The sequence below is a fragment of the Kaistella polysaccharea genome (assembly GCF_020410745.1).
GTDB classification, from domain to species: Bacteria; Bacteroidota; Bacteroidia; order Flavobacteriales; family Weeksellaceae; genus Kaistella; species Kaistella polysaccharea.
The window spans coordinates 408918-430216 of sequence record NZ_CP084528.1; the positions used below are offsets into that span (position 1 = coordinate 408918).

The 21299-nt window shown below is 35.9% G+C and carries 15 protein-coding genes; 10 read left to right on the forward strand and 5 right to left on the reverse strand.

The genetic code is table 11. The features are described 5' to 3' along the window. The first annotated feature begins 111 nt into the window (after positions 1–111). The 8 genes from LC814_RS01825 to LC814_RS01860 all read left to right on the forward strand — a co-directional run bounded on the left by LC814_RS01825 (position 112) and on the right by LC814_RS01860 (position 12748). Entirely contained in the window at positions 112–6033 is a 5922-nt protein-coding gene (locus LC814_RS01825) for an alpha-2-macroglobulin family protein (RefSeq protein ID WP_226064645.1), read from the forward strand. 452 nt (positions 6034–6485) lie between these two features. Then, the gene (locus LC814_RS01830; RefSeq protein ID WP_226064646.1) at positions 6486–7892 is read left to right on the forward strand and encodes a TolC family protein; all 1407 of its coding nucleotides are present in this window, start codon (positions 6486–6488) and stop codon (positions 7890–7892) included. Positions 7893–7990: 98 nt separating this feature from the next. Continuing rightward, positions 7991–8950, forward strand: coding sequence for an HlyD family secretion protein (locus LC814_RS01835; protein WP_226064647.1), 960 nt, complete (start codon positions 7991–7993; stop codon positions 8948–8950). Between the two features lie 22 nt (positions 8951–8972). Beyond that, the gene (locus LC814_RS01840) at positions 8973–10214 is read left to right on the forward strand and encodes an ABC transporter permease (RefSeq protein ID WP_226064648.1); all 1242 of its coding nucleotides are present in this window, start codon (positions 8973–8975) and stop codon (positions 10212–10214) included. 285 nt (positions 10215–10499) lie between these two features. Next, entirely contained in the window at positions 10500–11060 is a 561-nt protein-coding gene (locus tag LC814_RS01845; protein ID WP_226064649.1) for a Crp/Fnr family transcriptional regulator, read from the forward strand. Positions 11061–11112: 52 nt separating this feature from the next. Beyond that, complete coding sequence (locus LC814_RS01850; RefSeq protein ID WP_226064650.1) at positions 11113–11568, forward strand: DUF1569 domain-containing protein; 456 nt, start codon at positions 11113–11115, stop codon at positions 11566–11568. Positions 11569–11801: 233 nt separating this feature from the next. Continuing rightward, complete coding sequence (locus LC814_RS01855) at positions 11802–12281, forward strand: hypothetical protein (protein ID WP_226064651.1); 480 nt, start codon at positions 11802–11804, stop codon at positions 12279–12281. A gap of 20 nt (positions 12282–12301) precedes the next feature. Further along, positions 12302–12748 carry a VOC family protein gene (locus tag LC814_RS01860; RefSeq protein WP_226064652.1) on the forward strand — a complete coding sequence of 149 codons (447 nt, stop codon included), beginning with the start codon at positions 12302–12304 and terminating at the stop codon, positions 12746–12748. A gap of 206 nt (positions 12749–12954) precedes the next feature. Here the strand turns inward: LC814_RS01860 and LC814_RS01865 are convergent, their stop codons facing one another. The 3 genes from LC814_RS01865 to LC814_RS01875 form a co-directional block, all read right to left on the reverse strand. Continuing rightward, complete coding sequence (locus LC814_RS01865) at positions 12955–14169, reverse strand: 3-oxoadipyl-CoA thiolase (RefSeq protein ID WP_226064653.1); 1215 nt, start codon at positions 14167–14169, stop codon at positions 12955–12957. Between the two features lie 90 nt (positions 14170–14259). Next, a complete protein-coding gene (locus tag LC814_RS01870) occupies positions 14260–15024 on the reverse strand; it encodes a TspO-related membrane protein (protein WP_226064654.1) in 765 nt (254 codons plus the stop codon). 84 nt (positions 15025–15108) lie between these two features. Beyond that, positions 15109–16206, reverse strand: coding sequence for an MBL fold metallo-hydrolase (locus tag LC814_RS01875; RefSeq protein WP_226064655.1), 1098 nt, complete (start codon positions 16204–16206; stop codon positions 15109–15111). 186 nt (positions 16207–16392) lie between these two features. Between LC814_RS01875 and LC814_RS01880 the strand changes: the two genes are divergently transcribed. Further along, positions 16393–16818, forward strand: a complete 426-nt coding sequence (locus LC814_RS01880; protein WP_226064656.1) for an SRPBCC family protein — start codon at positions 16393–16395, stop codon at positions 16816–16818. A gap of 52 nt (positions 16819–16870) precedes the next feature. Here the strand turns inward: LC814_RS01880 and tatC are convergent, their stop codons facing one another. After that, positions 16871–17686, reverse strand: a complete 816-nt coding sequence (gene tatC, locus LC814_RS01885; RefSeq protein ID WP_226064657.1) for a twin-arginine translocase subunit TatC — start codon at positions 17684–17686, stop codon at positions 16871–16873. 180 nt (positions 17687–17866) lie between these two features. Then, the gene (locus LC814_RS01890; RefSeq protein ID WP_226064658.1) at positions 17867–18826 is read right to left on the reverse strand and encodes a KpsF/GutQ family sugar-phosphate isomerase; all 960 of its coding nucleotides are present in this window, start codon (positions 18824–18826) and stop codon (positions 17867–17869) included. Positions 18827–19090: 264 nt separating this feature from the next. Here LC814_RS01890 and recQ point away from each other — a divergent pair, with 264 nt between their 5' ends. Further along, positions 19091–21295, forward strand: a complete 2205-nt coding sequence (gene recQ, locus LC814_RS01895) for a DNA helicase RecQ (RefSeq protein ID WP_226064659.1) — start codon at positions 19091–19093, stop codon at positions 21293–21295. Positions 21296–21299 lie beyond the last annotated feature (4 nt).

The window sequence follows — 21299 nt, forward strand, 5'->3', positions numbered from 1 at the left end:
TAGTTTGTTTAGCACCGACGAAAATACCAACAACTCCGAATCAGAACCAACTTTTCAGTTATAATTCCATCAAAGGAAATAAATCATCTCTTCCTAGTTAAAAATAAATTTATGAAATATCAACTATATGCAATCCTGTTTTTTTTGTTTTCCTTTTCGGTTCTTACTGCTCAGAAAAAGTATGACGATCAATGGAAAATAATTGCTGGAAATTACAAAACAGGAAAGTATAAATCTAATCTTCCCTTAATTTTAGACATTCAAAATCAAGCAATGAAAGAAGACAACGCCGTGCAACTCATCCGTTCTTTGAAAGCCGAATTCAGTATTGTCAATCAAACCAAAGACGATACTCAAAATGATACTTCGAGCCAGTTCTTCACAAAATTGAAGGGTTTAGATCAGAAATTGAAAGGTGACGATAAGTTATTGTACGAAGTTTTATTAGGGGAGTTTTTTAGTGACTATTACAATCAAAACCAATGGCAAATTAATCAAAGAACGAATTTTAACAATCAGGATTTTGCCCAAATCGAAACGTGGTCGAAACTCGATTTTAAAAATTATCTCACGCAGCATTTCATTAAATTGGAAGCGAATAAAATCGAGTTGCAAAAAATTGCGATGTCCAAATATAAAGGGATTTTTGAGCGGACCGAAGATTTAGAATACTTTCCAACTTTGTTTGACTGGAATGCGATGAACGAAATCAAGTTCTATAATAATTCACAACTCTTCACGCCGAATGAACTGAAAGTTAATCAACTAAAAATTTCAAATCTATTTTCGGAATTAATTCAGAAAAACGCTGGAAATTCAAAACTCTATTTTCAACATCAAAAATTAAATGATGACTGCGCATTTATCAATTGTAAAAATAAAACTCAACAACTTCAAAATTTGGTAAAATCTTCCACAGAAGGAGATTATAAAGTATTAATTATTGCTGAAATAGTTGATCTGTTAACGGCTGACCAGAAATATACTGAAGCGCTTGCTTTGATTAAAAATACGAAAGAGCAATATGCAAAATCTAAATTTATAAGCAATATTCTTAATCGGGAAAATAGTATTCTTCAACCGAACTTAACCATTCATTACGAAACGCATACGCAAGCAAATTTGCCGATTCATTTGGTTGCGGACGCAAAGAATGTTTCTAAGTTTTCTTTGAATATTTACGAAGTTAATGACGATCAGCAGAATTTTCTGAAATATGTTGCCAATCAATATGAGAAAGATCGATTTGCTGCTGTTAAAAAAACTTTGGTGAAAAAAGAAAGTTTCGATTTACAGGATTTAAAAGATTATAAAAATCATAAAACTTCTTTAGAGATAAAACCACTTCCATCCGGAATTTATCTTGTGGAATATGTGGTTGAAAATTCAATTCAGGAAAATTTTTATTTCATCGCTACAAATTCCAGAATCATCTATAACAAAAAAGATGAACGTAAACTGATCGCTGACCAATTACAACTCGTCAATCGCGAAAATGGGAAATCAGTCTCTCAGGAAAATCTGAAAATATTTGAATTTACGAACGGTCAAAAAGCAAATGTTCTTACGGCGAAAACCGACCAATCTGCGATTTTCAAATTTCCTGTATCTAAAGACAATCAGTATTATCGATATTATCTGGTTCAACAACCTTCGACAAATGATTATAATTTGATGCAGGTTTATGGCAATCAATATTATAAAGAACCGAAAAAAGTAGAAGAGCAAAATCTTGCGCAGATATTTATCGATCGTGGAATTTATCGACCTGGACAGATTGTTTATTTCAAAGTCATTAATACAAAATTGATAATGGACAAAGAATCCGTTGCAATCGGTGTTAAACAAGAAATAACGCTAAACGATGCCAATGGGGAAGAAATTTCTACTCAAAATTTTACAACCAATGAATTCGGTTCTTACCATGGAAGTTTTACTTTGCCTAATGAAAAACTCAATGGTGAATTTTCGTTGGAAGTAGATTCTGATGATTTAAACGATACAGCATACAAATCTTTTAAAGTTGAGGAATACAAACGTCCGAAGTTTGAAGTCACTTTTGAACCCATTAAAGAAGAATATAAATATGGGCAAACCATCGAACTGAAAGGAAAAGCGATGATGTTTTCCGGCGTTGCTTTAAGCAATGCAACCGTAAATTATGAGATTAAAAAACAGAACATTCGCTGGAGATATTTCTGGTGGTATCCACGTGGAAATGATAATCAAAATTCTATTCTTGGCGAAGTAAAAACCAATGAGAAAGGAGAATTTGTAATTAAAATCGATCTAAAAAAAGATGAAACTTTAGACGGAATTCAGGTTGATAATTATGAAATTACTGCTTCTGTGACGGATATTAATGGAGAAACACAATCTTCTACAGAAAATTTAAAAGTTGCGTCTGTTTCACATTACATTAACGCTTCGACTCCGCTCAGCGACCTTAATTTTTTCACAGATGAAAGTGTGAAATTTAAAGTTGAAACTAAAAATTACAATGATCAAAATTTAAAGAAATCGTATCAGGTAAAACTCTCTAAACTTCATCCGAAAGAGAGAGTTTTCCGGACTAATTTTGAAAATCAAATTCAGGATTTGCCGAAGTTTTCAAAACCAGAATTCATCCAAAAATTCCCGCACGATTATTTCTCCAAAGAAGAGAAAGAATGGAAAGTGGAGAAAGTTGTAATTGAAAAAACTCAAGAACCTAGAACCGAGAATCAAGATAAAGGCAAAGAAAATCTTGATTCTAATATCTTGAATCTTGGTTCTTTAAAAGCTGGAAATTACAAACTCGAACTCTATAACATCGAAGGAAAAGATACGATTAAAACAGAAAAAACTTTCCAAGTTTTCGATAAACGATTTCTGACAGATTCCCAAAAACCTTATTTAAAAGTCATCCAACCAAAAGCAGAGTTCAAGCGAACTGAAAAAGCGAAAATCTTTGTTTATTCCGCAATTCCAGATGCTTTGGTAAATGTGTATGTTCAAAACGGAAATGGCGAGACTTCAACCGAACAGAAGAAATTTAAAAATGGACTGTTAGAATATGTAGTTGCTTTTCCAAAAGATGAAAGTATTGATCAAATCAATGTTCAGTTTCAGTTGGTTGCTTTTAATGATGTGAAAACCGAATCTGTAAATCTAAATATTGCTTCCGACAAAAAACCTTTGCGAATTGAAACCGTAACCTTCCGCGATAAATTGCAGCCTGGACAAAAAGAAAAGTGGACGGTTAAAGTTCTCGGTGACACTTCGACGGGGCTCAGTGCAAGTTCAGAGAAAGTCAACGCTGAAGTTTTGGCAAATATGTATGATAAATCTTTGGATCAGTTTGCGAGCAATACTTATTCTTGGCAAGAAATGTATCAGAAATATTTCAGGATGACTTCTTATGGAATCAATGAGAATTTGACGCAAAAAAGTTTCAGCAAAAGAGTTCCTTATTTCAATCAAAAAAATGTAAATATTCCAGATTTCAATTGGTTTAATAGCGGAATTTACGGTAATGAAATGTACGATGCTGTTTCTTCGCCAATGGCATCTGCAAAGGAAATGAAAAGTACTTCACAAGATATTGAAGGTGTTGTAATAACTGCTTTAGGTGTCAAAAGAGAAAAAATGAGTCTTGGTTATGCAACTGATTCTGCTAAAACTCAAGAAATTAAAGATGTTAAAGGAAATCTAGATAAAATTCCAGTTCGTCAAAACCTGAACGAAACCGCCTTTTTCTATCCGAATTTAATGACAGACAAAGACGGAAATGTCACTTTTGAATTTACTTCTCCAGAAGCATTAACACAATGGAAATTGATGTTTTTGGCACATACAAAAGATGCACGTTCTGCAACTTTAGAAGAATCAGTGATTACGCAAAAAGAGTTTTCTGTAACTCCAAATTATCCACGCTTTTTACGTGAAGGTGACGAATTGAATTTGCAGTCAAAACTTTCAAGTTTGGTCGATAAAAAATTGAGTGGAACTGCGCAACTGCAAATATTAGATGCTTTTTCAAATGAAGACATTTCCAGTAAATTCAATTTAAATGAAACTCAAAAATCCTTCGAATTAAAGGAAAACGGTAATGAAGTCGTGACCTGGAAAGTGAAAGTTCCAAATGATGTTTCTTCCATGGTTATTAAAGTTGTCGCCAAAGCGGGGAATTTTTCTGATGGTGAACAAAAAGCAATCGCCGTTTTACCAAATAGAATGTTGGTTACGGATGCCGTTCCAATTTTTGTGAAAGAAGGACAAACCAAAACTTTTACTTTAGAAAATTTAGCCAAAAATACTTCGACTACCGCAACTAATTTTTCCAATACTTTGGAGTTAACGACGAATCCGATTTGGGAAATTATGTTCGCTTTGCCAAGTTTAAAAAATGACACGAACAATTCTGCGGATGTCGTCTTCAATAAATGGTTTGCTGATGTTTTGGCTTCCGAAATTTTTAAAGCGAATCCGAAATTAAAAACGGTGTTTGAAGAATATCAAAGCAAAGGTTTATTGGTTTCTAACTTGGAGAAAAATCAGGAACTGAAGCAATTGTTGTTGGAAGAAACTCCATGGGTTTTAGAATCGAAAAATGAAACCGAACAAATGGAAAAACTCGCCAGGTTATTTGATGCAAATAATATGCGAAATTCCATCAATGAAGATTGGAGCGAATTACAGAAATTGCAAAATCCAGATGGTGGATTTTCCTGGTATCAAGGTTATCCGAGTTCTTATTACAACTCGCTCTACATCTTGAAAAACTTAGGTAAAATCAATCAATGGCTGAAAGGAAATACGGGGGATTATCAAAGTTCTGATCAAAAAGAAATGGTTGCAAAACTCATTAATTATGTAGATTCCGAAATTTCGCGATACTTTAAAATTCCGGTCGCTGAGCCTGGTCGAAGTGATGTTTGGAATAATTATGTTCTGGACTATCTCGACACTCGAAATTACTGGGAAAAAGACTTTCCGTTAAAAGGAAAAGGAGCGCAATTGAAAACTTTGGTTATTAAAAAAGCGCCAACTGCGAAAATCACTGATTTTACGTTCTTCGGTTTGCATCGTGCGGCTTTACTTTTCAATGATTATAAACTTCCAGCAGTTTCTAAAAAATTGTTGACTTATTTAAAAGAAACTTCAACCGAATCTGAAACTCAGGGAATTTATTGGAAACAAAACCTGAATGATTGGGGATGGTATAATTCCAAAACCGTAAATCACGCCGGAGCGTTGGAAGCGTTTAATAAGTTGACGCCGACGGATGAAACTTTCATTGAGGAAATGAAAATTTGGTTAATTACGCAGAAAGAAGTCAACTCTTGGGGAAGTTCGCGCGGAACGGCAGAAGTTATTTTCACGATTTTGAATTCTGGTAAATCCTGGACAAGTTCTGAAAGCGATAAAGCCACGATAATTTGGGGAGGAAAAGAATTGATAAATTCTGATACAAAAGCGACTGGTTATGTCAAATCTACTTTAGAAGGAGAAAATATCGACAAAAAGTTAGGAACAGTTACCGTGACAAAACCTGGTCCTGGAATTGTGCAAGGTGGTTTATTCTGGCAATATTATGAGGATCTGGATAAAATAAAATCTTCCGAATCTTACCTTTCCATCACCAAAGAATTGTACAAGAAAGTGAAAACGGTCAATGGCGAAGAATTGGTAAAAATTGCAGAAAATTCTCCATTAAAAGTTGGTGATAAAGTCACCGTAAGAATGATTTTGAACACTGACCGAAATATGGAATTCATTCACTTGAAAGACATGAGAGCGGCAGGATTTGAACCTTTAAATGTCATTTCCGGTTACGAATGGAAAAACGGTTTTGGTTATTATCAAAGTACAAAAGATGCTTCCACGAATTTCTATATCGAATATATGCCGAAAGGAAAATACGTTTTCGAGTACGACTATATTTGTAATGCGTCGGGAATCTTCAGTAATGGAATTACGACTTTGCAGAATTATTATGCACCGCAAATGAATGCGCATACAAAAGGCACGAAAGTTACGATTACCGAATAATCTACTTTGACAAATCGCAGATTCCTCGTAGTGAAAGTTTAAAATCTTTGTCAAACTTTGAAAACAAAGATTATCTGTGAAAATCTGTGGTATCTGTGTGCATTTTTGGCGCACAGATTTTCACAGATAAAATCTTGAAACGCATACCTTTTGTCATTCTGACGAAGGAAGAATCTTAATAAACTTTGTCATAGACTTTAAGAAATCCGTTTCAATTTTGAAGCGGATTTTTTCGTTTCCATCAGTATGATCACACTGCTTTTTTCAATACTGAATAACTATTCAATGAATCCAAAGGATTCAACAAAAATAACCGTGGATGAAATCCATGGAAATGATACGACAATTATTTTCAGATAAATTTCAGCGTATAATGCGCTTTTTGACAAATGTCAAAGGAATTGATCCCCACTCTTCGCAACTTTGTACCCACAAACAAACAGAAAACGAATATGAAAACACTTAAAAATAATTTGGCCAGATTGCTGGTCTTTTTTCCGCTGGTTTTTTCTGCCCAACAAGCGCCAACTTTACAGGAACTGATCGATAGCGCGCTAGTCAACGATGGAACATTGACTCAACAAACGCTCGAAAATAAATATACCCAACTCGATGATCAAAAACTGAAAGATATTTTTCTTCCTAAAGTTGAAGTGACTGGTAAAGCTGGTTATCTCTACACTTCTGCGCGTCTTAATTCGCCGGAAATTAATCTTCCCGCACTTCCACCCATTTTTCCGGGCGCTGTAATTCCAGAAGGTCAACTTTCAAATAATCTGAATATTTCCGGGATTTCAACCATGGCAAAAGCCGAAGCGAGTGTTTTGCTCTATTCTGGTGGAAAAGTGAAATATCTGAAAAAAGCCAACAGAGAAAAAAATATTTCTGAAAATTTATTGATGCAGAAAAGCCGGGATGAAATCATTACCGAAATTTCTAAAGCATACGATCAAATGGCCTTGGTTCAGGAATCGAAGAAAGTTTTAGATGAAGCAAAAAAACGTTTAGATATTAACAAAAAAACGGCTGATAAAGCATTAGGTTACGGATTAATAACTCCTTATGACCACAAAAAAATTGAATTGGCGCAAGCAACTTTGGATTCGAAATTAGTAGAGTACGAAGGAAAAAAAGAATTGCTGATTACCCAGATCGAAATTTTAACCGGAATCGAAAGAGACAGAATTGCTTTAATTCAGCCACAATTGCAAACTATTTCTTATGAAGTTCTTGATCAGAATATTGAGAATAGAGTAGAGATTCAAGCCTTGGATCACGGCATCAAAGCCACCGATTATAAAATTAAAGCCGAGGAAAGATGGTGGATTCCGAAAGTTCAGGCGCAAACGTCCGTAAGTTATATTGGGTTGTTTAATGGGAACATTTCAACGTCAAAAGAATTGTTACCCAACTCTGGGAAGAAACTGGATTTTAATCCCTCGAATTTAAATGTGTTGCCTTTGGTTCAAGCTGGAGTTGGTTTTAAATGGGATGTTTTTGATGGTAATGAAGGAAAGCATTTGGTTGAAAAAGCCAAAATTGAAAAAGAGATTTTAGAAAATAAAAAGCGCGATGCTTCTAAAAAACTGAATCTGAATTTAGCCAACAATCAAACGAATTACACTATTGCGACTTCTCAAATCAAATTAAAAGAGAAATCCCGCGAAATTGCAAAACAAGGTTTAGAGCAAGTGGAAAAAGAATTCCGATATGGAACCAAAACTTCCGCCGCTTTAATTGAAGCCGAAAATGATTTACAAAATGCAGAACTGGAATATCAGAACGCTATTTTTAATCAAAGAAGAAGCGCCATCGAACTTATGAAATCCACGCAGAATCTACAGATCGAAAAACTTTAAATTAAAGAGGATAGACTTAAAGATAAAAGATAATAGACTTTTAGATAAAAGACGGAAGGATATTTCTTCAAAATTACAACAACAAACAAACAATAGACATGAAAAATACTGTATTAACTTCTTTGGCTTTGGCAAGTGTTCTCGCACTTTCGGGCTGTAAAGAATCAAAACCTGAAAGAGAAATTGTAGGCAAAACGAAAAAGGAAATTGTTTCATTCGCACCAAAATTAACCGGAAGAATTCTCACCATTAAAGTGGAAGAAGGACAAACTGTGAAAGTTGGTGATACGCTTGCAGTTTTAGATGTTCCGGAAGTTTCCGCGAAAATTGCACAGGCAAAAGGAGCAACTTCTGCAGCCAGAGCGCAAGTTCAAATGGCGAAAAATGGTGCAACCATCGATCAACTTCGTCAGTTAAAAGCCAAACAAAAAGGTTTACAAGAGCAGTTTCAATATGCTCAAAAATCTTTCAACAGAGCAAAAAACATGTATGATGACAGTTTGCTTTCGCCCCAAAATTACGACGAATATTTTGCAAAATACCAAGGTGCAAAAGCGCAATTGGACGCGGTAAATGCTGAACTTCATGATGTACAGTCCGGAACGCGCTACGAAAAAATTGAAATGGCGCAAGGACAAGCAAATCAGGCAGCCGGTGCATTGCAGGAAGCAAATATTGCGAATTCTGAAAAATACATCATCGCTACAAATGACATGGAAATTGAAACCATCGCGTTGAACAAAGGAGAATTGGCGACTGCCGGTTATCCGCTTTTTACAGGTTATATTCCGGAAACTTCTTATTTCCGATTTACGATTCCCGAAAGTAAAATTTCGAAATATCAAAAAGGGATGACCGTCAAAATGTTGGTGAACTACAACAAAAAAGAATTTACCGGAAAAATTGTCGCCATCAAACAACTGGCAAAATATGCAGATATTACGACCGCTTTCCCTGATTACGAACCGGAAGAAGCGATTTACGAAATCAAAGTAGTACCGGAAAATCAGAAGGCAGCGAAAGATATTTTGGTAAATTCTAATGTGACTTTAAAGTAATCGTTTAATTAAAAGTCACAAAATGAAACAAATTAAATATTTATTAAAAAGGGAATTCCGCCTGTTCTTAACGAACAAGACCTTGATCTCGGTTTTCTTTTTAGCGCCGGTTTTCTATGCATTATTAATCGGATTTACGTATCAATCCGGGAAAGTAGAAAACATTCCAGTGATCGTGGTGAATCACGACAACACGCCTTTGTCAGACCAACTTTTGGAAATGCTTCAGGACAGCAAAGCGATAAAAGTGCTGAGTTACATCAACGAACCGGCAAACCTGAAAGATGAAACCATAAAAACGGAAGCCGCCGCGGTAATCATCATTCCCGAACGTTTCGAAGCCATGATGCTGCAGAAGAAATATCCGGAAGTGAATGTTTATGTGAACACTTCCAACGTGTTAACCGCGAATTTCGCCACCAAAGCCATTCAACAAACCCTGGGAACTTTTTCGGCCGGAGCAGAAATAAAAGCATTGCAAAAAAAAGGAATGAACGCAGATTTGGCGAAAACCCAGTTCGAACCTTTCAAAGCTAATTATATTACGCTCTTCAACACGACCAGCAATTACCTAGTTTTTATGTGGCCCGCAATGATGGCGGTCGTTTTACAGCAGGTGATTTTACTCGCGATGGCTGTTTCATTTTCCGAAGAATTTAAAAGAGAATCCTTCATTAAAGATTTTGCAGGCAAGGAAAAATATGCAGTTGCCGTGATGGCGATAAAATGTCTTCCAATCTGGGTTTTTGCGAATTTCAATATTCTTTTCTTCTATCTGTGCAGTCTCTATTTCAAAATTCCCGTCCCAGATAATGTCTGGAATTTCTTCCTAATCACCGCAGTTTTTGTCGTCGCAGCAACCAATCTCGGCGTTTTGGTCAGTATCGTAATTCCTGATGCGCTGAAAGCAACTCAGTATTTAATGGTTATTGCGTCGCCTGCATTTATCATCAGTGGATTTACATGGCCGACTTACGCTATGCCGGAATTTATCAAAAATTTCACTGCGATTATTCCTTTAACGCCTTATTTAGAAGCGCTGAAGATTATGGTTGTTCAAAACGGATCTGCAATTTTGACTAAAAAATATCTGGTTCACTTGCTGATTTTAGGTTGGGTTTATTTCATTATCGGCTGGATCGCTTTGAAAATTAAAATCCATTTCCTATTCAAAAAATATAATATTTCAGAAGATTACGAGGAGGAAATTCCTAGCCAAGAAAATCCGAATTTAATCATCGACGATGAAAATTTTCTGAATTAAAAAATAACAGTTTTCATACTGTTTGTTTGTTGAGAACGTCTGGACTTCGGTTCGGACGTTTTTTTTTGGCAGACAATTGGCAAAGCTGAATCTTTTTTATTTTTATATTGTTTTATGGCAGCGATTTCCGCCCTCCGTTCCCGCTTTTTTGTTTCACTTCGTTCCACAAAAAGAGCTCTACTCAAGTCGGGCTGCAGATTTCACTTCTTTCACCTGTAATTTTAAATAGGAAATCTCTCCGTATTTACCAGATTCTTTTCATTATTTTTGTGGAAACTCCATTACGTGAAACTTCTCGATCAAATTTCAAAATATATAAAAGTAGACGCTGTTACCGAAGATTTCTTTCGGAACGAAACCCAAACCAAAACTTTCGCAAAAGGCGAATTATTAAGCCATCAAAATACCTACAACCGAAACGTCTATTACATGGAAGAAGGTTTGGCAAGAACGTATTATTTTGAAAAAGGAAGAGACATTACCACCAACTTTTATTCTGAAGGAAAATCTTTTGGTAGCATTGATACCATTTTCGCAAACGTTCCCACCATTTATAATATCGAAACTTTAGAAGAAAGCACCATCACTTTTTGTGATTATAAGAAACTCGAAGAATTATGTTCCGTTTCTTTGACCTCTGCAAATTTCAGTCGGTTTCTTTTGGGGAATTTAATGACCCAAATGTCTAAACGGGTCAACTCTTTGCAACACATGACTGCGAAAGAAAAGTACGTTCAACTTTTGGAGGAAAATCCGAATATAATTTTGAGAGCACCTTTGGGAATGATTGCCACTTACCTTGGGATTTCCCAGGAAACATTAAGTAGAATCAGAAGTGAAATTTAAAATATAATAATCTGCGTAAATAATTATATTTTTGTTAATCTAAATTTAAATTATGCAAGACGTTTTCAACGCCAAAGAATCACAAATTTACATCGACAGAATCAACAATCTTACTCCTTTTGCGGTACCGCTTTGGGGAAAAATGTCTGTAGATCAGATGTTGGCGCACTGCAATGTTACTTATGAGATGGTTTATGAACCTCAAAAACATAAATCTCCGGGCGGTCTTGCAAAATTTATATTGAAAAAATTTGTAAAACCGAAGGTTGTGGGGGAAAAAGCTTATTCTAAAAATTCGCCGACTTCACCGCAATTTTTAATTAAAGAACGTCAGGATTTTATTCTGGAAAAAAAGCGTCTCATTGGCTTTATTCAGAAAACACAACAGTTAGGTAGAGAGGCTTTCGACGGTAAAGAATCTTTTTCTTTCGGAAAACTGAAAGCCCAGGAATGGAATAACATGTTCGCGAAACATTTGAATCATCATCTGGATCAATTTGGCGTTTAGGCAGAACTAATATCACAAATGTAAAACCACAAAGTCACAAAGTTAAGTTGAAGATAAGTTTAAAATCATGCTTCCTAAAAGAACACAAAACCTTTGAAAATCTATAGATTTTCATTTTGTGAACTTCTATTAATAATTTTTTAAAGTATGCTTTGTGATTTTATGTTTGAAAAAATAAGTGCTTACTTTTATTGTTATTTACCGACTTAAATTTTTTTAGAAAAACACAAATCATGAAACAATTAACTCTTTTATTTTTGGTGATCAGCACTTTTACTTTCGCGCAAATGCCGAATATTTCCAGCGTTTGGATGAACAATTCACAACCTTATACAGGAACGATCGGCGCAGAAAAAACACCGCTTAAACTGAAAATAAATATTTCTGAGCAGGATAAGTTGAAAGATCAGGAGTATTATCTCGCGGGCTTTTCAATCGTGGAAAACAACAGCAGCAAGTTTGAAGGCAAACTTAAAATCATAAATTATAAAGCGGGCAAAAAGAGAAACAGTGTTTTTGGCGAATACGAATTTGCAGAGGAAAATAAGGGAAAACATTCCGGAATTTTCGCAGGGAAATTTGTCTATACTTTTATGTGGAATAAAAAGACCGAAAAAATCGAGAGACAATTTATAGAATTTTTCGGTACGTGGAAAAGTTACGATGGAACATTAAATTTTCCAACGCGCTGGAGCAATCAAGTTTCAAATTAATCTCGAAAAATAAAATAATTATGGCTTCTATTCATCCTTATCTTACGTTTGACGGTACTTGCGAAGAAGCATTCAATTTCTATAAATCTGTATTTGGCGGTGAATTTCCTATGGTTGGTCGGTTTGGCGAAATGCCCGCGCCGGAAGGAATGCCCCCTTTGCCTGAGGAATTAAAAAATCGAATCATGCACATTTCGCTTCCTATTTCCGATGAAACTATTTTAATGGGCAGCGACACCATGCCCGGTATTCACGATCACCAAATTGGGAACAATGTATCATTGTCGGTTAATACCACTTCGAAAGAAGAAGCAGACCATATTTTTAACGGACTTTCTGCAGAAGGAACGGTCACAATGCCTCTAGAGGAAACCTTCTGGGGCGCTTATTTTGGGATGTGGACCGATAAGTTTGGTATTCTCTGGATGGTGAATTATGATGATCCTACTAAAGTTCAACCACATTAATTTTTAGGAGCTTGAAGATTTTCGCACAGTTCGAAGATCAAACCCGCTTTCCACTTTATCCCCGACCAGTCGAGGGATGCCGTTTCAATCGGGGCTAAAATAAAGATTCATTTTTTCTTTATAAATCGCGAAATATTTTAGAAGAAAACCTATGTATAAGAGCCGAAAATTATTTCGGCTCTTGCTAATTTAGTTATAAAGTAAATTTACAAATTCACATTCTCCAAAATTACGGCGTAACCTTGTCCGACACCAATACACATTGTTGCCAAGGCATATCTTTTTCCAGTTTTGCTGAGTTCCAAAGCAGCAGAATACGTAATTCTGGTTCCGCTCATCCCAAGTGGATGACCTAATGCGATCGCGCCACCATTCACATTTACGCGAGGATCGTCGTTTTTCAGTCCAAGTTCTTTTAGTACTGCAATACTTTGTGCGGCGAAAGCTTCATTTAATTCGATAATATCAATCTGATCCAATGTTAAACCCGCTCTTTTTAAGGCTAATTTTGTGGCGTCAACGGGACCAATTCCCATGATTTTGGGTTCCACACCCACAACAGCAGAACAAACAATTTTCGCCAAAGGTTTCAATCCATACTTTTTTACCGCCTCATCCGACGCCATGATTACAGCCGCTGCACCGTCATTTAATCCGGAGGCGTTTCCGGCGGTGACGCTGCCATTTTCTTTTACAAAAGCAGGTCTAAGTTTGCCTAAAACTTCTAAAGTTGAATTGGGTTTTATAAATTCATCTTTATTGATTATAATTGCATCTCCTTTTCGTTGCGGAATGACAATTTCAGAAATTTCTTCTCCCAACCGACCGTTTTCCTGGGCTTTTGCAGCTTTCATTTGAGAGTTCAAAGCAAAATCATCCTGTTCTTCACGTGTAATATGATACATTTCCGCGAGATTCTCCGCTGTTTTTCCCATGGCATCAATTCCATAGGTTTTTTCCATTTCTGGATTGATGAAACGCCACCCAAAACTGGAATCGAACATTTTAGAATCTGTCCCAAATGCGGATGCTGATTTTGATAAAACATAAGGCGCTCTCGACATTCCTTCAACGCCGCCCGCAATAAATAAATCTCCCTCATCTGATTTTATAGCTCGCATCGCCTGAACAATAGAACTCATTCCTGAGGCACACAATCTGTTTACGGTTTCTCCGGGAACATTAATGGGAATTCCAGCTAACAGCAAAGCCATTCTTGCAATATTTCGATTGTCTTCTCCCGCTTGATTGGCGCAACCGATAATGACATCGTCAATTTTATCTAGTGGTAATCCAGGATTTTTTTTAATTAAACTTTTCAATACCGAAGCCATTAAATCATCAGTTCTGACCGGTGCCAAACTTCCTTTAAAATTCCCGATGGCAGAGCGGGTTCCATCGATGATATATGCGTTTTTCATTCTTTATTTTTAGTGATCGTAAATTTAAGAAAAATTGTGGAGTGGGAAATTGGGCTTCAATTCAACAATATTAAAGCAATTTTCGAATAATTATGCATTCGATTTTTTAAAAAATATTTTAATAAAACTGCTGACGAATAAAATTCCGGCAGCAACGAGTGCCATTAAATAAATTTGTTGGCTTACTGCTTTATTAGCAATCGCGATCGCAACCAATGCCCAAACTGCAACCAAGGAAAAAACAGGTGCATTTTTTTTCCAAGTCATGTACAAATGTATGATTAAGGCAATAATTATTAAAATAATAGTCCAGGATATTTCAGATAATCCCCAACCGTTCCACGCTATTTTAGTCAGCCATGCCGACGCTGCTGCAATCAATGCAACACTTACCCAACCAGCGTAAATTTGAAAAGGAAAATTAATAAACCATTTTTCCGCGGCTCCTGAATTATATTTTAAAGCTTGCATTAAAATCATCAAAAGAGAAAAGAAAGTGATTAATAGAACAAGTACAGAAATACCCGTAAAACCGTATAACCACGTCAAAATCCAGACACAGTTCACGACACACGAAATCACAAACCACCAGCCAATTTTTTCTACAAAATCATCAGCTTCATTTTTAGATGGATTAAATAAACTTCTACCCGTATAAAATACGAATCCGATTAAAAGCAAATAGATAAGCCCCCAAATTGAAAAGGCATAACCCGCCGGTGTAAACAAATTGTGATATTGATTTGAAACATTCGCGATCGTTTTTCCATTAAAAATTCCGGTGTTGCTTAAATAATTAAAGACAATGGTGAAGACTAAAAAGAAGCCATTCGCAATTTGTAGTATTTTTCTCATCGGTACATTATTTTGTTTAATTTTTTTCGGTTCTAAAATATAGAATTAATCTGCGATTTTCATCTACTTAATCGATATAGATACTTACTCGTACGATTCCCACCACTTTTCGTAGACCTTTTGTTCATTTTCCCAATTCACTTTTTCGCCGATTTTTGGGGTAATAAAACGCAGATTCTCTCTTTCATTAAGCGCTGTAACTTTTTGCAAAGGTTCTTTCCAGTCATGCAAAGACAGGGCGAATTTGGAATTGTGCACGGGAATAATTCTTTTTGCTTTTAGATTTTTTGATGCAACTAGGAATTCTTCGGGTAGCATGTGAATGTAGCGCCAATCTTCGTTGTATTGTCCAAGTTCTAAAATCGCTAAATCAAAGCCACCAAAACGATTTCCTATTTTTTCGAAATGATCATCAAATCCAGAATCTCCACCGATATAGATTTTCCGCTCTGAAGTTTCAAAAATAAAACTCGCCCAAATTGCCTGATTTCGTTTTAAACCGCGCCCAGAAAAGTGGCGCGCAGTTTCAACATAGACTTTAAAACCGTTACCTAAATCGAAATTTTCGCCCCAATCTAATTCAATAATTTTTTTAGGGTCATATTTCCAATATTCTAAATGTTCGCCCGTTCCTAGGCCTGTAATGACTTGCTTTGCTTTTGGATTGAGTTTCTTTACCGTTTTATAATCCAGATGATCCCAGTGATCGTGCGTGATTATTAAATAATCCAATTCTGGGATATCGTCCGTAGAATATAGGTCTGTTCCTTCAAATGCCTTGGTTGTGAAATTTACTGGTGAGGCATTTCCACTAAAAACCGGATCTACAAGAATTCTCTTACCCTCAATTTGAATGTAATAAGAAGAATGACCCATCCACACGTAAACATTTTCTGTCGGGTCTAAATTTATTAAATCTGTTTTGGTAAATTTAAATTTCTGCTGTGGTTTTAGGTTTTTATTTTTTTCGAATATAAACCGAAAAATTACACCGGTAATGGAAGTTCCTTCCGCAAGTTGAGGCGTAACCTTAATATTATCAAATTTATCTTTTTTATAGTGCGGCGATTTGATAATTCTTTCCAAGCGCTTTCCCGACGGTGCTTTCCCAAATTGTGGCTGTTGAAGAAAGAGAAATACGGCGGCCACAGCGAGTGCCGCAAAACTAAAGAATGGAATCATAAATTTTCTGATTTTCAAAAAAATGTTTTCTAAAAAGTGTATGTGTAAATGATTATCTCATTGAAATTTTTCAATGAAAATATTTTCAAATTTAGTTTAAAGTAGTGGATGCTAAATATCATGACTATATTTTTTATTTCTCGCTGAAATACTATTAACTTTAGTATAATCAAAAATTAAAATATTATGCACGAAAATGTAGTTATTAAACAAAGAGTTAATGCGCCGGTTGAAAAGGTTTGGAACGCTTTGACCGATAAAGCGCAGATGAAAGAATGGTATTTTGATATTCCGGATTTTGAACTGGGTGTTCATAATGAGTTCAACTTTTATGAACCAGGGGAAGAGAAAAAATTCCATCATCATGGTCAAATTCTGGAAGTAATTCCTCAGGAAAAATTTAAACACACGTGGTCGTATCCAGAATTTTCTAAAGATAAATCTATTGTAAAATGGCGACTTGAAGAAGATCAAGATGGTACAGTAATAACTCTTACCCACAAAGGTCTGGAGTATTTCGACCATTTGGGCAGCGATTTTCAAAAAGAAAGTTTTGAGAGCGGATGGAATACATTAATCGGTGAAAATCTGAAAAAATACGTGGAAAAATAAAAATTAAAGAAGGGCTCGAAAAAGCCCTTCTTGATTAATTTAAAATCGAGTTTTATAGATCTTCTAGTTTTCTCTTCTGTACTTTTTTGAAAGTGTAACTGCTCATCATAATACTGAATTCATAGAGCAGAAGAAGCGGTAATGCTGCCATCATCATACTTAAAACGTCTGCCGGCGTGATAATCGCAGCGACAACCATAATCAATACAATCGCGTGTTTACGATACTTGCGCATAAATTGCGGCGTAAGAATTCCAATTGATGTCATGAAATATACAATCACAGGAAAAAGGAAAACCAATCCCATTCCCAGGACAATTTGCAAAAATAATGTGGTGTAATCTGTAAGATCAAAAAGTTGGGTGATGGTATCAGATACTTTAAATAATAGTCCAAAATTAATGGCAAATGGCAGAATAAGGAAATATCCACATAAGATTCCTAAAGCGAATAAAATCCAAATAAAATTGATCACAAATACTGAGTTTTTCCGTTCTTTTGGATGTAAAGCAGGAGAAATAAAACGCCATAATTCCCAGATCAGGTAGGGGAAAGCAGCAACCAGACCACCAAATATAGAAACAGCCATCATGACATTAAACTGTTCAAAAAGTTTTTTCTGCTGCACTGCAAAATTTCCGGGTAATGTGATGCTGTCTTCACCGATAATTTCGCGGGAAAAATGATTCACCACTCGGAAAGTGAAAAAATCATTTCTCGTGGGACCGAAAAAAATATGATCCATTATCCAATTTACATTAAACCCAATGACGATGGCGCATACCACTACGGCAATCAAAGAACGGATTAAATGTCCTCTTAATTCACCTATATGTCCTAAAAAGGACATTTCTTTTCCTTCGATCACGAAAATTATTTTTAATATTGTACTAGACGACCGATCAATAGAAACCGATTTCTTTGTGAAGATGCGAAATTAAAAAATAAATGGCTAAATATCTTTATAATGTTTAGAATAATTAAAATCTTGATATAATCCTACAAATCTAAGTGCCTTTAGAAAATATCATTAATAATTATCTAAATATTAATTTATTCCTTCATCTAAAAGTCTGTGAATATCAATGATACCAAAGTATTTATTTTCTTCCGTGACGATCAGTTGACCAATGTTCTTATCTTTTAAAATCTGCATCGCTTCTTTTGCTAACATACGCTTGTCAATGCTTTTTGGATTTTTACTCATGATATCTTTGGCGGTAAGTTTTGAAAAATCCTGATCGCTCATGAGCATTCTCCTTAAATCTCCATCAGTAATGACGCCGATGATTTCGTCGTGATCCGTCACCACCGTAATTCCATGCTTTGAACCGCTCACGGAAATGATAATGTCTCGAACACTGGAATTTTCTGAAACCTGCGGTTTTTGAGGAGATAGAAACTGTTCCACTTTCGCAGTTAGATTTTTTCCTAAACTGCCACCAGGATGAAATTTGGCGAAATCATTCTCTTTGAAGCCATTTAATTCCATCAGACATACTGCGAGAGCATCGCCCAAAGCCATTTGTAATGTTGTAGAACTTGTAGGTGCAAGTTTTATTGGGCAGGCTTCTTTTTCAACATAAGTATCCAGAATAACATCAGCAGATTCCGCAAGTCTACTTTTAGAATTTCCGGTCATCCCAATAAGCGCAGATGAATATTCTTTTAAAAAGGGCAGGAGCGTCACAATCTCTGGGGAATTGCCCGAATTTGAAATACAAAGTACAACGTCGGATTTTTGAATGACTCCTAAATCACCGTGAATAGCTTCTGACGCATGTAAAAATTGAGAGGGTGTTCCAGTCGAGTTCAAGGTAGCAACCATTTTATTGCCCACGTGCGCAGATTTACCAATTCCGACAACAATCAGTTTTCCTGAGCTTTTATTAATAATTTCTACCGCTCGCACAAATTCTGAATCGAGTCGGTTTTTTAGGTTTTCAAGCTCTGCGATTTCAATGGCAAGTGCTTGTTTAGCTAGGTTTAGAATTTCCTGAGTATTCATTAAATTTCGATAGAATTAAAAATTTTAGGTCGCTTTTTTGTCTTAAATAAAATCGTACACGAAGTAATTCTCAGCAAATTACCTAGAATGGTGATTATTATAAAATCGCAATGCAAAGACTAATTTGTAATTTTAATTTTTTAACTTTGGTTAATATGCAAATTTAGGAAACAAAATCAATCCATTTGAATTCTTTCTAAATTTTCAGACGGCGATGTTATAGAAATAAGAAAGTGACGCCGCTATTAAAAAATGAAATTGAAAATGAAAACCTCCCATACCGATTTATCTAAAGAACTCAAAAAATATTTCGGATTTTCTACATTTAAAGGTCATCAGGAGACCATTATAAATACTTTGTTAAGCGGTCAAGACGTTTTTGTTTTGATGCCAACTGGCGGCGGAAAGTCGCTCTGCTATCAATTACCCGCATTAATGTGCGAGGGAACTGCAATTGTCGTTTCACCGCTGATCGCATTAATGAAAAATCAAGTTGACGCAATTAATGGTCTTTCTTCGGTCGAAGGTATTGCACATGTACTAAATTCTTCCCTGAATAAAACCCAGACGAAGCAAGTTTTTGATGATATCCGATCTGGTGTAACCAAATTACTGTATGTCGCCCCAGAATCTTTAATAAAGGAAGAATATCTGGAGTTTTTGCGAGAAGTTCAAATCTCATTTGTAGCAATTGATGAAGCGCATTGCATTTCTGAATGGGGGCATGATTTCCGTCCCGAATACCGTAATCTCAAAACCATTATTGATAAAATTGCTGATGTTCCTGTGATCGCTTTAACCGCAACTGCCACACCGAAAGTTCAGGATGATATTCAGAAAACTTTGGGAATGACCAATGCGGTGGTTTTTAAAGAAAGTTTTAACCGTCCGAATTTATTTTACGAAGTACGACCCAAGGTAAATATTGACCGTGAAATTGTCAAATTCATCAATGCTAGGAAAGGGAAATCTGGTATCGTGTATTGCCTGAGTCGTCGGAAAGTTGAGGAGTTTGCGCAAGTTCTTCAGGTAAACGGAATTAATGCGCTCCCTTATCATGCTGGTTTAGACCAAAAAACAAGAGTCATGAATCAGGATAAGTTCCTGATGGAAGATGCCGACGTCATTGTTGCTACCATCGCTTTCGGAATGGGAATCGATAAACCGGATGTGCGCTTTGTGATTCATTATGATATTCCAAAATCGTTAGAAAGCTATTACCAGGAAACCGGACGTGCCGGAAGAGATGGTGGAGAAGGATATTGTCTGGCTTTTTATGATCCAAAAGATATTGAAAAACTAGAGAAATTTTTGGCGCAAAAGCCGGTTTCGGAAAGAGAAATTGGATTACAGCTTTTAAATGAAGTTGTTGGTTATGTAGAAACATCCATGAGTCGCCGACAATATATCTTGTACTATTTTGGCGAGCAATTCGATCCCAAAACGGGACTAGGCTGGGAAATGTGCGACAATGCTACCAATCCTCCGACTCTAAAAGATGCTTCTAAAGAGCTGGCAATCGTTTTAAAGCTGGTTAAAGATTTGGAGGAAAAATTTAAGACCAAAGATTTAATTGCAGTCATTGTCGGTAAAGAAAATCCTGTTACAAAATCATACAAATTAGAAAACACAAAGCATTTTGGTATTGGTAAAGGAGAATCAGAAAATTTCTGGAAATCCATTATTCGTCAAGCTACGGTGCAGAATTTCCTTCAGAAAGATATTGAAACCTATGGTGTTCTTAAATTAACTGAAAAAGGACAAAAAGCATTAGCTGAGAAAAAAGATCATGTTTTCTTTATTGCTGAAGATCGTGAATATAATTTGGAACAGACCAAAGCAGATTCTGACAAAGTGCAGACGCAAGCTGGCGGCGGACTCGATCAAGCATTATTTGTTCAGTTGAAAGAGTTGCGTAAAACTATTGCCAAGAAGCAGGGAAAGCCACCTTACACCATTTTCATGGACCCAAGCTTGGAAGATATGACGGTACAATACCCGATTACGGTAGAAGAGATTGGAAATATTTACGGAGTTGGAGATGGTAAGGCGAAAAAATATGGAAAAGATTTCGCAGATTTTATAAAGAAATATGTAGAAGAAAATAATATCGAGCGAACTCAGGATATGGTGATGAAAACCGTCGCCAATAAATCCAGTCATAAAGTCTTTATCATCCAAAGCACTGACAAAAAAATCGATCTGGAAGATATAGCGAAGGCTAAAAATCTTTCGATGGACGATTTGCTGAAAGAGATGGAGCGAATTGTATATCAGGGAACGAAGCTCAATATTAATTATTATATCGACGAAAATTTCGATGAAGATGTTGTTGAAGAATTTATGGAATTTATGGGAGATAGCGAAAGTGACAGCATGAAAATTCTTCTTGCGGAATTCGGTGACGATCTAAGTGATGAAGAAGTAAGGATGTTGCGAATTAAATTTATTTCGGATGTAGCAAATTAATTAT

Bases quoted from the DNA above. Each gene is read 5' to 3' on its own strand.
- LC814_RS01830 (WP_226064646.1), top strand. From the start codon at position 6,486: ATGAAAACACTTAAAAATAATTTGGCCAGATTGCTGGTCTTTTTTCCG.
- LC814_RS01875 (WP_226064655.1), bottom strand. From the start codon at position 16,206: ATGATTCCATTCTTTAGTTTTGCGGCACTCGCTGTGGCCGCCGTATTT.
- LC814_RS01850 (WP_226064650.1), top strand. From the start codon at position 11,113: ATGCAAGACGTTTTCAACGCCAAAGAATCACAAATTTACATCGACAGA.
- LC814_RS01870 (WP_226064654.1), bottom strand. From the start codon at position 15,024: ATGAGAAAAATACTACAAATTGCGAATGGCTTCTTTTTAGTCTTCACC.
- LC814_RS01835 (WP_226064647.1), top strand. From the start codon at position 7,991: ATGAAAAATACTGTATTAACTTCTTTGGCTTTGGCAAGTGTTCTCGCA.
- LC814_RS01825 (WP_226064645.1), top strand. From the start codon at position 112: ATGAAATATCAACTATATGCAATCCTGTTTTTTTTGTTTTCCTTTTCG.
- LC814_RS01865 (WP_226064653.1), bottom strand. From the start codon at position 14,169: ATGAAAAACGCATATATCATCGATGGAACCCGCTCTGCCATCGGGAAT.
- LC814_RS01880 (WP_226064656.1), top strand. From the start codon at position 16,393: ATGCACGAAAATGTAGTTATTAAACAAAGAGTTAATGCGCCGGTTGAA.
- LC814_RS01860 (WP_226064652.1), top strand. From the start codon at position 12,302: ATGGCTTCTATTCATCCTTATCTTACGTTTGACGGTACTTGCGAAGAA.
- LC814_RS01855 (WP_226064651.1), top strand. From the start codon at position 11,802: ATGAAACAATTAACTCTTTTATTTTTGGTGATCAGCACTTTTACTTTC.
- recQ (WP_226064659.1), top strand. From the start codon at position 19,091: ATGAAAACCTCCCATACCGATTTATCTAAAGAACTCAAAAAATATTTC.
- LC814_RS01890 (WP_226064658.1), bottom strand. From the start codon at position 18,826: ATGAATACTCAGGAAATTCTAAACCTAGCTAAACAAGCACTTGCCATT.
- LC814_RS01840 (WP_226064648.1), top strand. From the start codon at position 8,973: ATGAAACAAATTAAATATTTATTAAAAAGGGAATTCCGCCTGTTCTTA.